13 protein-coding genes are annotated in these 15,770 nt (G+C 47.5%); 5 read left to right on the top strand and 8 right to left on the bottom strand.

Translation table 11 applies throughout. The annotated features are described in order from the left end of the window. Nucleotides 1-7: 7 nt before the first annotated feature. From CIK04_RS11930 to CIK04_RS11920, 3 genes are all read right to left on the bottom strand, one after another. Nucleotides 8-2,065: a sensor domain-containing diguanylate cyclase gene (locus CIK04_RS11930; RefSeq protein ID WP_097352257.1), complete on the bottom strand. Its 2,058-nt coding sequence runs from the start codon at nucleotides 2,063-2,065 to the stop codon at nucleotides 8-10. After that, nucleotides 2,062-3,018, bottom strand: a complete 957-nt coding sequence (locus CIK04_RS11925) for a substrate-binding domain-containing protein (protein WP_072609469.1) — start codon at nucleotides 3,016-3,018, stop codon at nucleotides 2,062-2,064. The genes CIK04_RS11930 and CIK04_RS11925 overlap by 4 nt, the downstream gene beginning before the upstream one ends. A 377-nt stretch (nucleotides 3,019-3,395) precedes the next feature. Beyond that, nucleotides 3,396-4,043 carry a glutathione S-transferase family protein gene (locus CIK04_RS11920; protein ID WP_170937752.1) on the bottom strand — a complete coding sequence of 216 codons (648 nt, stop codon included), beginning with the start codon at nucleotides 4,041-4,043 and terminating at the stop codon, nucleotides 3,396-3,398. Nucleotides 4,044-4,158: 115 nt separating this feature from the next. Between CIK04_RS11920 and CIK04_RS11915 the strand changes: the two genes are divergently transcribed. The 4 genes from CIK04_RS11915 to tyrS all read left to right on the top strand — a co-directional run bounded on the left by CIK04_RS11915 (nucleotide 4,159) and on the right by tyrS (nucleotide 8,325). Next, nucleotides 4,159-5,010: a LysR family transcriptional regulator gene (locus CIK04_RS11915; RefSeq protein WP_045608979.1), complete on the top strand. Its 852-nt coding sequence runs from the start codon at nucleotides 4,159-4,161 to the stop codon at nucleotides 5,008-5,010. 175 nt (nucleotides 5,011-5,185) lie between these two features. Further along, on the top strand, nucleotides 5,186-5,992 hold the full coding sequence (locus CIK04_RS11910) for a PhzF family phenazine biosynthesis protein (RefSeq protein ID WP_176463325.1): 807 nt from the start codon (nucleotides 5,186-5,188) through the stop codon (nucleotides 5,990-5,992). A gap of 137 nt (nucleotides 5,993-6,129) precedes the next feature. Continuing rightward, complete coding sequence (locus tag CIK04_RS11905; RefSeq protein ID WP_097352259.1) at nucleotides 6,130-6,954, top strand: helix-turn-helix transcriptional regulator; 825 nt, start codon at nucleotides 6,130-6,132, stop codon at nucleotides 6,952-6,954. A 102-nt stretch (nucleotides 6,955-7,056) separates the two neighbouring features. After that, nucleotides 7,057-8,325: a tyrosine--tRNA ligase gene (gene tyrS, locus CIK04_RS11900; protein ID WP_097352260.1), complete on the top strand. Its 1,269-nt coding sequence runs from the start codon at nucleotides 7,057-7,059 to the stop codon at nucleotides 8,323-8,325. A gap of 58 nt (nucleotides 8,326-8,383) precedes the next feature. Here tyrS and CIK04_RS11895 read toward each other — a convergent pair whose 3' ends face one another. Both CIK04_RS11895 and CIK04_RS11890 read right to left on the bottom strand, forming a co-directional pair. Then, nucleotides 8,384-9,424 (bottom strand): oxidoreductase, encoded by a 1,041-nt coding sequence (locus CIK04_RS11895; RefSeq protein WP_165386763.1) that lies wholly within the window; start codon nucleotides 9,422-9,424, stop codon nucleotides 8,384-8,386. A 119-nt stretch (nucleotides 9,425-9,543) separates the two neighbouring features. After that, on the bottom strand, nucleotides 9,544-10,800 hold the full coding sequence (locus tag CIK04_RS11890; protein ID WP_097352261.1) for an OmpP1/FadL family transporter: 1,257 nt from the start codon (nucleotides 10,798-10,800) through the stop codon (nucleotides 9,544-9,546). Nucleotides 10,801-11,023: 223 nt separating this feature from the next. Between CIK04_RS11890 and CIK04_RS11885 the strand changes: the two genes are divergently transcribed. Beyond that, nucleotides 11,024-11,848, top strand: coding sequence for a LysR family transcriptional regulator (locus CIK04_RS11885; RefSeq protein WP_097352262.1), 825 nt, complete (start codon nucleotides 11,024-11,026; stop codon nucleotides 11,846-11,848). A gap of 161 nt (nucleotides 11,849-12,009) precedes the next feature. Here the strand turns inward: CIK04_RS11885 and CIK04_RS11880 are convergent, their stop codons facing one another. From CIK04_RS11880 to CIK04_RS11870, 3 genes are all read right to left on the bottom strand, one after another. Beyond that, complete coding sequence (locus CIK04_RS11880; protein ID WP_097352263.1) at nucleotides 12,010-13,041, bottom strand: HlyD family secretion protein; 1,032 nt, start codon at nucleotides 13,039-13,041, stop codon at nucleotides 12,010-12,012. Beyond that, on the bottom strand, nucleotides 13,038-13,550 hold the full coding sequence (locus tag CIK04_RS11875) for a magnesium transporter (protein ID WP_097352264.1): 513 nt from the start codon (nucleotides 13,548-13,550) through the stop codon (nucleotides 13,038-13,040). The genes CIK04_RS11880 and CIK04_RS11875 overlap by 4 nt, the downstream gene beginning before the upstream one ends. A 177-nt stretch (nucleotides 13,551-13,727) precedes the next feature. Beyond that, nucleotides 13,728-15,752 carry an alkyl/aryl-sulfatase gene (locus CIK04_RS11870; RefSeq protein WP_097352265.1) on the bottom strand — a complete coding sequence of 675 codons (2,025 nt, stop codon included), beginning with the start codon at nucleotides 15,750-15,752 and terminating at the stop codon, nucleotides 13,728-13,730. Nucleotides 15,753-15,770 lie beyond the last annotated feature (18 nt).

The following is a 15,770-nucleotide window of genomic DNA, read 5'->3' as shown; positions in this document are numbered from 1 at the left end:
TGAAACCCTAACCGTTTAGTTGGCGCATTGGGGTTTGGTCGCTATAGAACATGTAGCAGTTTTTCCCTGCCAGTTTTGCTTGATACATCGCTTGGTCAGCCTGTCGAATCAGGCTGTCAGAATCTTGCTGTTCCCCGCCAAAATAGATAGAAACACCAATGCTGGCAGAGAGGGTAATCTCCTCTTTTCCAATGGTGATAGGCTGACTGATTGAATGTAGGAAGCGCTGCGCCAGCGGTTCAATGTCGTAGCTGTCTCGCACCCGAGGCACCAAAATAATGAACTCATCGCCACCGAGGCGAGCCAACGTATCACCTTCCCTGACCAAATCTTTCATTCTGGCGGCAACATGGTAGAGCACATCATCTCCCGCATCGTGACCAAAAGTGTCATTTACTTGCTTGAAACCATCGAGATCAAGAAACAACACTGCCAAACGCTGCTTATAACGACGTGAGCGCTCCATCGCATTGAGTAATCGCTCTTTAAGCAACAAGCGATTGGGGATCTCTGTCAGGGGATCATAGTGAGCGATTTTTTCTAACTGTGATTCATGCTCTTTCAACGCTGAGATGTCAGAGAAGAGCGCGACAAAACGAATCTCATCCTCTCGTCTATCTTCTACCTTGCTGATGGTCACTAGATCGGGGCAAACCTCACCATCTTTACGCTTATTCCAAACTTCTCCCCGCCAGTAACCACGAGAAAGCAACATTTCCCAAAGATCATGATAGAAGTCTTCATCGTGCATACCGGACTTCAACAGTTTAAGCGTTTGTCCTTCAAGCTCAGATTTTTCATAGCCCGATATGTAGGTAAATGCCTGATTCACATCAACAATCCTGCCATTACTGTCGGTAATCACAATCCCTTCGTGAACGTATTTAAACACATTGGCCGCCAGCTCCAATTGGCTCTCTCGCGCTTTACTTTCACTGATATCGACATGGGTGCCAAACATCTCCAACGGTTGACCATCGTCATCCCACTGCGCGACACGGCCGCGATCGAGAACCCACACCCAATGGCCATCTTTGTGCTTCATTCTTACTTCGCACTCATAGATGTCTGTCTTACCGGAGAAGTAATCGGATAGGCGTCGTTGTGACAATGTTAAGTCAGTGGGATGAACGTATTTCATCCAGGTGTCAATCGAGACAGGCATCAGTTCTTCCAACTGATAACCTATGATTTCGGCCCAACGTGGGTTAAACCTCGCCGCACCGGTTTTGATGTTCCAATACCAAGTGCCCGCGTCAGTGCCTCGAATCACGTTCTCCAGACGCTCATGCTCTTCTTTCAACTTGTTTCGTGTCAGTGAAATCACCTTCAACATGTCATTGACCGTTTTGGTTAAAATGTTCAATTCTGTGTAAGGGGAAGGCGCCAACATATTGATAGGTAAGCCATCCTGATCTCGATGCTCAAGCGAATGGGCAATCCGATTTAGTGGATGAATCAAAATCCAGCGGATAAGAAACATGGCCAAAAACGCTTGGACCAACAAGAGCACCAACACGGTGGCGGTAATGTTCAGTAGCAAATAGCGCTTTTCCAGCACCAATAGCTCCCCACTCACATACACATCCACACGTCCGATCTGATTGCCTTCTTCATCGTGGATCTCTGAACTCTTTTGGTAGAGTGCCTGATTCAATAAGGTTTGTTGTTGTAAGTCTTCGCTTTGAAATTCACTCAGATGAGAAGAGGACCTTTTCACGTAGCCAGTGAGATAACTTTTTTGCCCTGTCAGCTCTGCCATTTGAAAGTTATCGACCAAGATAGCCAGCAATGCATCGTGATTCTCTGTGTTGATTTCGGTATAGAGCAGTTTGTCGTATTCGTTGATCTGGTAGGTGTCCACATACCCTGAAATCGTCGTACTTAGCCTCACGGCACTCTCTTCCGCTTGGCCACGTATCTCGCTTTCTACGTGCTCGCTGCGCAAGGAATAGTTGTAAACACCATAGCCAATGAAGACGATGGATGAGGTGATGATCATACTGATACTAAGAAAGAGCGTTAATGAACGCCGATGATGAAAAAGCGGCCACCTCACTGTCATTGCGCCCCTCCTTCGTGCCCAAGTACATTACGCTGAATGGTGCTGAGCAGGCTGTCTAGGTTTTGCGATGACACGGCCAGTACTTCCAGTTGTTGCTCTTTTGCCACCGTATGACCTAAAAGAAACTGATGCAGAGAGTTCATTGCTCTCTCCCCCATCAAAAAAGGTTGTTGCATGCCTGAGCCAACGAGCTGCTGAGAACGGATCATATCGATGAATTCTGGCTCAGCGTCAAAACAGATCAACAACACTTTGTCTCTTTGACCTAATGAATCAATCGCATCGAGTGCCGCTTGGTAGCGATCCGAGCCCTGCAACCAAATGGCGCGTATTTTGCGATGCTCACGCAACATCGTTTGGGTGAAAATAAAGGTCTCTTGGTAGCTGAAATCTTTTTGCTGTTTGATCGCCGCAATGCGCATGCCCTGTTGCTTGGCCGCCTCAATAAACCCTTCCGTTCGTTCAATGCCATTCTTGCGTTTTTGCGGAATGGCGACCACACCAACTTCACCATTTTGCCAGCCTTTCTCTTTCATGGCCGACGCCAGTATTTGAGCTAATTGAAAGGCGCCGGAAAAGTTATCCGACTCAATATAGCTGACAAAGGTGCCGCCTTCGGTGCCGATATCGCTAATGACCACTGGAATATTCGCTTGCTCCGCCATTTTGAGAATAGTGACCGCGGCCGAGGAATTGGTCGGCGATAAAATAATGCCATTCGGTTTGAGGGCGATGGCTTTGATGATGTTTTCCAACTCGGTTTTGGCGTCATTTTCTGCACTTAACACCACGGCTTCATAACCCAACTGTTTTGCTTCATTCTCAATGCCTCCCCACATGATTTGCCAAAATGGGATCCGCAGATCGGAAACCATATAAACAATCTGTTGGCTCGCACTGAGCCAAGGAGAAAAAAACAAAACAACACAAAAAGCGAGATGACGCATATCCATGTTTCCTCCGAGAAAACCGCTATAAACACGACATACTGCTGCTAAGTTAACTATATACGCTGACCAATATCGCTCCGCTTTTTTTGTTTACAATTTGACACACATCATAAAGCAATCAATTTCATATTCTTTTGAGCCAAATTTTTAAGCAAAAACACCCCATTTAGAGGTATTTTCCAAGCAAATAACCACATTAAATAGATGGATTTAAGAAAAAAGGGAAGGAGCTAGGTGCTAGGTGCTAGGTGCTAGGTGCTAGGTGCTAGGTGCTAGGTGCTAGGTGCTAGGTGCTAGGTAAGACGATAAAAAACCAAGACAAAAAGAAAAGCAGACAAATCGTGTTATCTGCTTCCATACTAACGATACGAGAATGATGACTAAATCGGCTCTCCCGCTTCATCTTCCTCCACAATATCGGTTTCCAACGCTGCCTCCGCCAACCAACGTTGGATTGGCGCACTCGCCAGCACCTTGTTCTGATAAAGCTGAGCGGTTTCCGAAAGCGGGATTTGATACGTTTCAAAACGAAGCGCCACCGGCGCGAACATCGCATCGGCAATTGACCATTCACCGAATAACCAAGCATGAGGATTCGCTTCCATCTGCTGCGACCAAATTTGATCAATGCGCGCAACGTCTTTCTGAGCTTGCGCTGAAAGCGTCACTTTGCGTTTTGCTCGGCAGTTCATCGGCAGCTCATTGCGCAGAGCTTGAAAACCCGAATGCATTTCACACGCAAGCGCACGTGCTTTGGCTTTTGAGGCGCGATCGTCAGGCCACGCTTTACCCGCCAGTTGCGTTTCATTGACGTACTCCAAAATGGCCAAAGAGTCCCATACCGTGCAAGGCCCATCCACCAGCGTCGGCACTTTCGCCGTTGGCGTAATGCCTTCCAACGTTTGATAAAACTCAGGAGTAAAAAGCACCAGTTTTTCCACTTCCACCTCAAGGTTGTAGGTGGCAAACACCACCCACGCTCTGAGCGACCAACTCGAGTAGTTTTGATTTCCTATATACAACTTCATCGTCATTCCCTGCCATTTCTGTTAAGTTCAATCGCAGATTAGGGCAACTTCCTTGCCACGACCAACGGATAGTTTTGATACAACCTATTTAAAAATACGATGGATTAGACTCAATATGGATATTGAAGCACTACGCAGTTTTCTTGCTTTTGTTGAGACGGGCAGTTTTACCCGCGCAGCCAAACAGATCAGCCGTACTCAGTCGGCTTTTAGCGCCCAGATGCGCAAGCTCGAAGAAGAAATAGGCGCAGAGCTGTTCATCAAAGAAGGGCGCTATTTAGTACTGAGCGACGCGGGCATTCGCCTCACTTCTCACGCACGTCAGCTTGTGTCGCAACATGATCAGACTCTCTCGGAGCTCAAACATTTTCAAGATAAACGCCCGCTGCGCTTGGGCTGCCCTGAAGATTACAACGAGAAAGTGCTCCCCAGTTTGATTGCCCTGCTCCATCAAGCGCAACCTACATGCTCTATCCAAGTGTTTAGTGAGCCTAGCATTGAGCTGAGAAGAAAGCTCGATGCGGGCGAGCTGGACTGCGCCATTTTAACTCGCGCACCAAACAGTGAAGAGGGCTATTGGCTCACCTCCGATCAAGGGGTGTGGATTGCCAGTCAAACCTTTTGTGTCGAAGCCCACTCCGCCCTACCGCTCGCTCTTTTTCAAGCGGATTGTAAGTACCACGCGGCGGCGATTGATGGCCTCACCAAACGCGGCCAAGCTTTCCAACTACTGGCTTGTTGCAATACCGCATCGGCACAGCGCGCTTTGGTGGAGCAAGGGCTTGCGATTGGTGCGATGGGCAAACTCAGCATGGGGGACAAAGTGAGGCTACTAAGGGATTTTCCACCACTACCTAAGGTAGACATCGTGTTGGCCGTGTCTGCAAAATCGCACCCATTGTTGAGCCAAACATGGCTGAAACAGCTTGAAAAACAGTTCTCTGACAAACTTCTTGCCTTTCGATAATCTCTCTATCACTCGATGACGATAGGCTTACATCTCAACATTAAGACAAAATCATGCAATTTTTTGATAGTTCTATCAGATAAATGCATGAGTTTTTCGAGCTACTCTACATCAACCAATCTACGCTACTCAAAACACGCTAAGGAACAAAAGCACTGACGCTTTGGCCATTCACATGAAAACAGAACTCGATATCTACCAAGTAGACGCCTTTGCCCGTGAAGCATTTAAAGGAAACCCCGCTGGTGTTTGTATTACAGAGAAACCGCTTGATGAACGTTTGATGCAGTTGATCGCTGCTGAAATGGCCGTCTCCGAAACCGCCTTCTTAAGCTTAGAAACCATGAATCTACGCTGGTTTACACCGAGAGCCGAAGTGGCACTGTGTGGACACGGCACACTAGCCACCGCCCATATCATGCAACAACAAGGGCTACTCAAAGCAGGCGAAGAGATCGCCTTTGATACCTTATCGGGTGAACTGAAAGTCAAGGTGAGCGCGAACAAAATTGAAATGGACTTTCCACAATCCCCCATCGATTTCTCCGTCAACATCGATGCCAATAAACTGGCTCACCTAGGCATTAAACCAGAGGAAGTCCTTTGTAGTGGTCAGTTTCAACAGAAAGATTTTATCGAAATCACCAGTGAAGAGGCACTTTTGGCCCTCTCTCCCAATTTTGATGCTCTTGCAACCTTGACTGGACGCGGCGTGGTTGTAACCGCGCGTTCCGATTCACCGATTTACGATTTTATCTCTCGCTATTTTGCGCCGTGGGTTGGTGTCAACGAGGATCCCGTGACCGGCTCAACTCACTGTGCCCTCGCGGGTTACTGGGGCAGTAAACTCGAGAAGGATTATCTTGCGGGCTATCAAGCGTCCGCTCGTGGTGGTCGCATCGAAATGGCTTTGCTTCCCTATCAACGCGTGAAACTGATCGGCACTGCGGTCACGACCCTCAAAGGCCAGCTGCTTATCTAGTCTTTGCGCCGTAAAGAGCGCTCTGTCAGTCGCTAAATCATTCAGCCACCTAGCGCTTGAAAAATTGGGTGGCTGAAAACTGACGAGCCCTGTCGATTTTGTTTGCCAGAATCGGCATACTGACTTCCCCCGAACTGATGGATATCTCTGTGGCTATTTCTTCTTCTGAGTATCACAAACTGAGCCAATGCATTACCGCATTGCACTCACCAAGTTTTAGCTCAACACTGATCGCAATGTTAGCGGAAGTGGTCGCGTTCGACTGCGCCATCATTTTAGGCCATCGTGACAACAAGCATCCCATTTACCTGTTTGACTCCATTCAGACACAACGAGAGTTGCTGTTTCAACGCTACTTGCTCCATTACTATCAACATGACCCACTCTACGACTCCGTGCTCGGTGCGGCGCAGCAAGGGGTTTTTCACCTTGCGCAGGTAATGAAAAAAGACACCAGCTCAACACTGGCGCCTCACGCCATCTACCAGCAAGAGTTTTACCAGCAAACCCAATGGCAAGACGAAGCGGCGATCATCATCACCCTTGATGAACAACGTGCCATCGCCATCTATTTAGGCGTTACGCAAGCAGATAACGCCTTCCAAACAGCGGACATCAACGCGCTGTCGCAGCGCTTTGACACCATCGCCGCCTTGTGCCGACAACATTGGCTCAACGCCGATTTGTTGCTGGCAGAACCCCAAACCGCACAACACGACGTAAGCCAGTGGGTACGCAAAGCAATTGGCGATTTTGGTCAACAGCAACTCAGCCAACGAGAGCAAGAAATTGCAGCACTACTCATCCAAGGGCTCGACTCTAAAGAAATTGCCCAGCAGCTCGGCATCACACTGGGTACCGTGAAAAACCATCGAAAACGCATCTATGCGCAGCTCAACGTCGCCTCGCTCAGCGAACTGTTTCAGTTGTTTCTCAATCATTTGATTGCTCTCAAAGCATAGTTTCCAGATCTCGCTAGCTTAATCACCGCTTTTATCCCTTTAGGGATATCGTCATGAGCTGGACTGTTCTTATACGCTGCCTGTCTAGATTTTGGAGGCAGCATGAATTCACAATTACTCTTTGATGACTTGGCCCAACGAGGGCTGATCGCGCAAACCACCGACCTTGAACAACTCATCGCGCTGTTTTGCCAACCACAAACACTCTACTGCGGTTTTGACCCCACCGCGGGCAGCTTACATATCGGTCATTTAGTGCCTTTGATTATGCTAAAACGCTTTCAAGATGCCGGGCATCAAGGCATCGCGCTCATCGGCGGTGCAACGGGCATGATTGGAGACCCAAGCTTTAAAGCCAGCGAAAGAAGCCTCAATAGCGCCGAAACGGTGGCGGCCTGGGTGAGCGCGTTGGCTGCGCAGATTCAACAGTTGATGACACCGCACCTCACTCAACCGCTCCTCATGGTGAATAATGCTGATTGGATGCAATCCATTGGCGTGATCGCGTTTTTCCGCGATATTGGCAAGCATTTTTCCGTCAATGCCATGATTCAGCGAGAATCGGTTAAACAGCGTTTGGCTCGCCCAGATCAAGGCATCTCTTTCACTGAGTTCAGCTATTCGCTGTTGCAATCTTACGACTTCGCTCAACTGAACCAAACGCACCAATGCGTATTGCAAATTGGCGGCAATGATCAGTGGGGCAACATCGTCAGCGGTATTGATTTAACTCGCCGCCTCAATGGCACTACCGTACATGGTTTAACTTTGCCTTTGATCACTAAATCCGATGGCACAAAGTTTGGCAAAACCGAGAGCGGAGCAATCTGGCTTGATGCGGCGAAAACCTCACCCTACATGTTTTATCAATTTTGGCTCAACAGCGATGATGCGGACGTGTATCGCTTCCTTCGCTACTACACCTTCCTCTCTGTCGAGCAGATTGAACACATTGAAACCTCTGATAAAGCGCAAGTAGGCAAACCAAGCGCACAGAGAATTCTCGCCGAAGAAATGACGCGATTTGTACATGGGCAAGCGGGGCTAGAGAGTGCGCAGCGTATATCAGAGGCGTTATTTAGCGGCCAACTCAACCAACTGAATTTGGCCGAGTTGCAACAACTAGAGCAAGATGGGTTACCTTGTACCCTACTGACGCATGTGAGTGATGTGATCACCTTGCTCTTGGAGACAGGCCTAGCGAGCTCAAAGCGTCAGGCTCGTGAATGGTTGGAAAATGGGGCGATTCGTATTAACGGCGAACGTTGGCATGAGCAGACCTTAGCGCAGACATTCGCTTTGTATGATCAATACTATATTGTGCAAAGGGGCAAAAAGCAGTTTGCGATGGTGAAACTCACTCAAAGGTAAGCCTTACTTAGGCATCACGAAGCCAGCTTTGTGCTGGCTTCATCAAGCACTCCTTCCATCACCAATCAATGGTTAGAGTTTGCCCTGTACGGCTACTTTCTAGCGCCAGTTCAATCAGGGCAATATTATTCAATGCCTCTTGCGCTGTGACAGGATTCGCCGCCCCAAGACGGATGGCATTCGCTACGCCAGTAAAATAGTGCTGGTAGCCCCCCAACTCGGTAGGCACCGTTTCCGCATCCGATTCACGATACATTCGGCCATAGTGCTCAGGCTCTTCACGCGACCAGCTTTCGTCTTTTGGCTGAACCCCTTGTTTCAAATAACCTTCCTGCGGATCCAAGCCATACTTTTCGTATTTCGCCAACGAGCCTAATACACGAAAACGTAAGTTAGGCTCTGGGCTGTATAAGTTGGAATGTAAATGCACCAAGTGGTCAGGGTAATGGAGAATCAAATTGTAGTAATCGATGGTTTGCCCTTGCGGGCGCATGATTCGACATTGCGCATTGATCGCTTGCGGCAAGCCAAACAGCGCGAGTGTTTGATCAAGCAAATGCGGCGCCAAGTCATACAAAATACCGCCTCCCTCTTGAGCCAGCTCACGCCAGCGCTGGCGAACTTCAGGACGGTAGCGGTCAAAATGCGACTCAAACAGTTTCACCTCGCCTAGCTGACCTGTTTCAATCAGCTTTTTCACCGTCAGGAAGTCACCATCCCAGCGTCTATTGTGAAAAACACTCAACACTAAGCCTTGTTGCTCAGCCAACTGAATAAGCGCTTCCCCATCTTCTTTGCGCGTCACAAATGGTTTTTCCACGATCACATGTTTACCCCGCTCCAGGGCATATTTTGCCAATGGGAAATGCACGTCATTTGGCGCAGTTATGATCACCAGTTCCGCATCACTTTGATCCAGCATTTGGTAAGCATCGCCATACCACTCTGCTTGCGGAAAATCGGCTAACACAGCCGCTTGCTGGCTGGAGCTTATCGCACACAAGGCTAACTCAGGTAAAGATTCGATAAATGGCAGATGGAAGGTTTTAGCGGAAAAACCGTAACCGATGAGGGCGGTTTTTACTGGGGAATAGGGCATGGAAGGTGCTCTCTTTTTAAATCCATGGAAGAACACACTTTATCGCGGCCTCACCACTTTTACGAACACTTTAACCGGATCAAGAAAGCTCCGAGCTCAAAAACTCGGAGCAGATGCGCTTACTTAAAGCTGACGCTCAAACCAACAAAGTGAATACGGCCTTCAAAGGCGCCACTTATACCCACATCTTGATTCGCTATTTTCCGCGGAGCAATATCCACTTCTCCTAGATCTGCATACTCGTAGTAAACATCGAGGACATAACTATCCCACTGCGTCGTAGCACCAACTGAGTAACGATATTGCTGACCAACGGGCAAATCGACCCACTGTTTGCTGGGATCATCTTGTGGTGAAGATTCGTACGAGAAACCGGCCTTTAAACGCCAATCGGCATTGAGCTGGTAATCCGTACCAATGGCTATCTTCCAGACATCCTCCCACTGGCGATCTATCGAGTTCAGCCCTAGAGGATTTGAATCTACACGGCCAAAATCAAACACTGTCTCATCCCATTCACTCCAGCGGTGTAATTGGATCGAAGCGAGTAACTTAAGCTTCGGATTCACTGCGTAGCTGCTACTCACATCCACAATCGCGGGCACAACCAGATCCGTGCCTACTGGAAGTGCACGTTGCCCACCACTGAGCTCAGTTGAAAACTCATGATTCACTTTGGAACGAAAACTTGCCCCCAAATTCCACCGCTCACTCACCCGATACATCACGCCAGCGTTGAAACCGTAGGCCCAATCAGAAGATTGCTCAAGCCGTCGAGCATTAGCCATGCCCATTTCCAAAGAAGCCCAACTGATTTGCGCGCCGATCCCCCAAGAAAGCTGGTCGGTCACTTTAAAACCGAGTGCAGGGTTGATTTGCACTGCCGCCAATGCAATATCCGTCATCAGTGCCGCACCTTGCCACTCAGAGCCGTAATCTAGGCTGGAGCCGCCCACCGTGCCCAACGCGATGCCAAAGTGCACGTCTTCGTTGAGTTGGCGAACATGAAACAGGCCAGCAGATGGCATCAAAGACGCCGCTTGCCCATCACCGACACCCGATTGATCGTGATAGTTCATTTGCAAGTCAAACGCCGTGACATTGACGGTTGTCAGTGTCTCGCCCATCCACGGCATGGTTGCTGGATTTGCCCACATTGCCGCCGCCGACTGCGTATACACACCATCCCCTGCGCCCGTAGTACCGGCGTTTGCGATGACCGCTTCTTGCAGAAAAATGCCACTGCCGATGGCGGGAAAAGGAGTAAAAAGAGAGACACTCAGCAGTGAAAATGTTAGCCAGTTGGAAGGGCGCAAAGTGCCACCTTCCTCCCTATTGTCGTGGTCACTCAAAACAGAAGAGAAGATATTTTTCATACTTAGATTCTTTTAAAAATAAACCTAATTTTACTTTGATGTACTTTCCATTTTGGAATAATGGTTATTCCTTTCCGCACCTTGACCTGAAATTATTTACTTTAAATTATATAGTTATCAACAAGTGATAGTGTAGAACACTGAATTTATCTTACAATAACCACACACGAAAAAACAAAATATTGGATATTATTATTGTTCAAAACAAGATAAGAAGAAGGCTATGAACAATTTAAATAACCTCCACGTATTCCTACTATTAATGCAAACTCGTTCGACACAACGTTGTGCAAAAAAATTAGGGCGTTCACAATCTTACGTTTCAAAAGTTTTGGCGCAGTTGAGGGAAGAGTTGGCCGATCCACTTTTTCTACGGGAAAGTACAGGGTTAGTGCCCACTGACTATGCAAACGTCATAGAACCTAAGATTCGTATCGCCTTAGAACAAATCGACTCTGCACTCGTTCCACAGCAGTTTGATCCTTCTCTGCTTGATAAAGTCACCTTACACATTGTTGAACCTTATTTGATTCAGATCGGCAAAGCACTCATTGAAGCTATTCGATCCGAGACCAAGGCCAAAATTGAAATTAGGCAATGGGGAGAACACAGCGAGTCTCTTATTCTAAATGAGAGTGTCGATATTGGCTTGCACATTATTAATGATAAGCCTCAAGCGTTCTATCAAAAAAGAATACATCCTGGTGCAGGATATTTTGAAGGCAATAAAGAAGGCGAGTATGTGAAATTTATTGTTTCAGGAGTAAACGAATACAGTGATCATTTTAAAATGCTCGAACCGGAGACGAATGTTGGCATTATTGTTGATAGCCACGCACTTATGATGCAGTTAATGGAAGATTGTTATACCTTGCGTTATGAACCGCATTTTTCTTCTACCAAACAGACACGATTGAATATTGATGTCGCACTCATTACGAAAGCCTCTCTTCGCCATGCGGCAAAACAAAAATGGCTCACTGATCTCATTATTTCAGTGGTGGAACACAATATTAAAACGCGCTGGAGCAATAAACATCACGCGTAATCACAAACCAATGCAAGCTCACGATTTAAACCTTTCATTTCCTCTTTTCAAACCGGATTGCAAACACATTGGTGAAACACAAAACAAGGCCACGCGCATTTAAGCTCATGGCCTTGATTTTAACCACCCACACTCGCTCATTGTTGCGAAAAACGAGGCACTTACATCGCCGACAAATAGGACTTATACGCTTTTAAGCGAACCGTTGCCGCGCCAATAATATCCATAAATCCAAGCAGTGGATGTGGTTTTTTGGCCGACACCCACCCCGCCCCAGTCGCGCCAATTGGCACGTTGTAACCAGCCGGTTCGATAAACTCAATAATAATGGTACGACCATGCGATCCCATATTGTTGCCAACGTGCTGACGAACATGCTGCGAGCCGTTGATCACCGAGACCGCCGCTTCTCCCGTCCCCGTCGTTACGCTATGAACTCGCCCACGGAAGATTTCTCCCGGATAGGCATCCACATAGAACTCAGCAAATTGGCCAATTTCAATCCCTCTAAAGGTCTGATCGGCAATACGCATTTCGACAAACTTCTTACTAGTGTCATACAGATGCATGTTACCTAAACGCGTACCACTGACGATGTTGGTGATCGACAGTTGGCCATCAAACGGCGCACGGATCTCACGGCGTTCATTTTGCCAAGTCGCGGTTGCCATTTGCGCTTCAATATTGAGGATTTGTGCATTAACCGAGGCGATTTTTGCTTCAGTGGATTCAATGCGCGTGCGCACATCATCTCGTTGAAATTCCTGCGCATAGTCGTGCAGTTTTTCAAGCCTCTGCAGGTTCTTTTCGTCATTTTCAATTTGATAAGTCAGCGCCAAAATCTCAGCTTGCGCCGCTTTTTTTTGCGCCAGCAAACCATTCATCTGCGATTCCGTATCTTCGGTACGCAGCGTGTAGATCAAATCGCCTTTTTTCACCATTTGGTTGTGATCGACAAACACCGCTTCCACTTCTTGTCCTATCAGTGGGCTGAGCACTGCATGAGGAGCTTTGACTGTGGTGCTATTGGTTAGATCCGCTGGAGACCAAAAACGGTGGGCAGTAAACAGAGCCAACGCCAACACCACACCAATACCAACAATGATCACGGCGTTTTTCAGCGTCCACTTCACCAAGCCTGTTTTCACCAACAGCCAGCAGATGAACACATAGGGCAGCATTATCTCTTTCATGCGTTATTCTCTGTTGATTTATTGTTTCGTACACCATTGCGGATGATGTTAGAGAGCTCTTTGGCCAACACATCCCAACGTGCAAAGGCAATAATGATCGCCAACACCCACCATGCTTTATCGACAAATAACCCGCACAGTGATAAAGCAAAGACCAATTGGGTGTGAGCACTCGACATTTCAGAGGCTCGATGAACCGCCACTTCGTGTAAACGCCAAAAAAGATAAACCACATAGATAAGGACGGCGACGGTGACAAAGAAAATGAATCCCATAAAGATCTCAGAATCCAACAGGCGCAATATGCTCGGATAGCCATGAGAAAAATAGCTTTCAGGCAAGTCTTTACCGTGAATGGCCCCCAATTTGGATAGCGCAAGTGACGAGCCGACTAACGTGCCAATCACCAGTAGGGCTTTAAAAATAAACCGTAGGATGCCCATAACAAACCTTGTTATTTTGATGCCTAGACCTTCCTTTGGCACTAGGGTTTCTGCAGAGGTAGACATGATGTAGAGCCTTGTTTTATTGGTCGTTTAAACTCAGCATTTTACAAAATCGTTCTAATCAATTGGGAATTGTCGCTATTCCATTCAGTGCCCACTTTTTGCACTTTTTTTGATTCAACGACGGGAATTAAGAAAAAATCCCTCAACCGAAGTTGAGGGATATGGGGTTAGCATTTCCTATGCTTTTTTATTCGGCATTGGAAGAATCTCAAACAAGCCATCAAACTCATCTAAACATTCCGACAATGCTTTTATCAGTCGGGCATCCCCTTTCAGGTTTGCCTTTCCTTCTTTCACTAGCTTATCTAACGTTGTTTTGCCTAGTACGATTTGCGTTAAGTCACTCTTACTGATGGATAGAGTCACATCCGTTTTTGGTAACTTATCTACTTGAATATTGGCCATATTCGCGTTGGACACTTCACCATAGTAATGCTCTTTCAGCTCAGGGTGTGACACACCAAAACGGAAATCCAAACCCGCTTGCTCTGCTTTTGTTGCATTGAGCTTCACCGCAACGAAATCAAGGAACATACCCGTTGGAGTATTGGCAATCACGTCTGCCGATGCCGCTTTGATTGACGGACGAATTTCTCCGGTTCTCAACTCAACAGCACCTTGCAGATAGGAGTTACGCCATGCCATGGTTTCCGACTGATAGCCTTGCTGTTCAAAGCTGTCTGCTAAGGCAAAACGGTATTGAATATTGTTCGGCTCACACTGAACTAAGTCGTTAAACAGTTGCGATGCTTGTTGATATTCACCTTTGCTAAAGTGGCTTTGGCCAGCTTTAAACAATCTCTCTGCACCCGCAGCTTCGACGTAAACACACGATTTATCCTGAGTCTCCAATGGATTGGTGTTCACTGGATTCATATCGTGATAACCAAGATACAAGTTCACTACCGCACGCGCATTGTGACTGTAGGAGCCATGGTAACCATTGGTGTGCCAAGTTTCTTTTTGCGTTTGAGGCACAATTTTCTCAATCTCACGACCCACATCGTGAATGGTCACGCCATGATTTGCTAAGCGCATTGACTGGTTATGGATAAAGCCATAGTTGTCGCGCTGCAATGTCATGTATTGTGAAATCTCATTCACCTCAGTGCTCGGATCATTCCACACTGGCGCTGAGTGCGCAGCGTGGATGTTGTCCACCAAACCGCTGTCGACAAAACGCAGTTTTAGCTCGGTGAGGTATTTGGTCCACGCTAGGGAATCGCGCACTTTCGCGCCGCGGAATGTGTAGATATTGTGCATGCCATCGTAAGTCAGCTCTGCGGTATTGAGAGAGCGATACTTAGGGACATAAAGCACGATTTCTGCTGGAGCTTCTGCGCCTGGCATATTGATCGCGAGGAAAGTTAAACCATCAATCGTGATCTCTTTTTCACGAGGTTGAATCTCTTGCGTTGGAGGAACAAGAGTAATCTCTCCTCGAGAGGTGCCTAAACCCAGTGCGTTGTCGACAATACCTTTTGGGTTATTACCCAACGTGGTGCCATATTGGTAGTTAGCACGACGCCCCATTGCGGTTCCGGCAATGATGTTTTCATCGGCCAACTCTTTGATGAAATCTTTCGGCGCATAGATAGGCGCATTTTTCACCATATCGCCGGAATCGAGAATGCCGCGAGAGCCGCCAAAGTGGTCAACATGCATGTGTGAATAGAACATGCCCATTATTTTGTGGCCGCCTTTCACTTTCGGTAGATGCTGTTTGGCAAATTCCCAAGACGCCGCTGACGCTTCTCGAGAAAGCAGTGGATCATGAATCACGTAGCCATTGTTGGTGCGGTAAATGGTCATATTCGAGAGGTCAGCACCACGAATTTGATACACCCCATCCGTCACTTCATACAAGCCGCCTGCCGTGTAGTTAAGCATGCCTTGACGCCAAATCGAAGGATTCACCGTGTCTGGCAGCTGTGCTACGTTCATTTCTGCCATGTAGTCAAAGCGCTGCTTTAACTCGCCAGCTTGGTGACTTCCGAACTCAGCAATGAGCCCACGCCCAGTGCGCTCAAATGCCGAAGTATCATGCCAAGGCAACTGCTTTGCCAATTCAGCATTGGCTTGTTTTGTGTGCGTCGTTGCTGGCTTGCCTTGATAGTTTTCTAAGCTGGCGTAGTCCGCCGATGCAGCAAAAGACACCATCAAAGCAAGGGTAAGGGTTGAGGGTACAAAGCGGATATTCATAACGTTATCTCTCTCAGT

It is taken from the genome of Vibrio sp. 03_296, from assembly GCF_002265885.1.
This window is presented reverse-complemented; position numbering and strand designations above follow the sequence as displayed.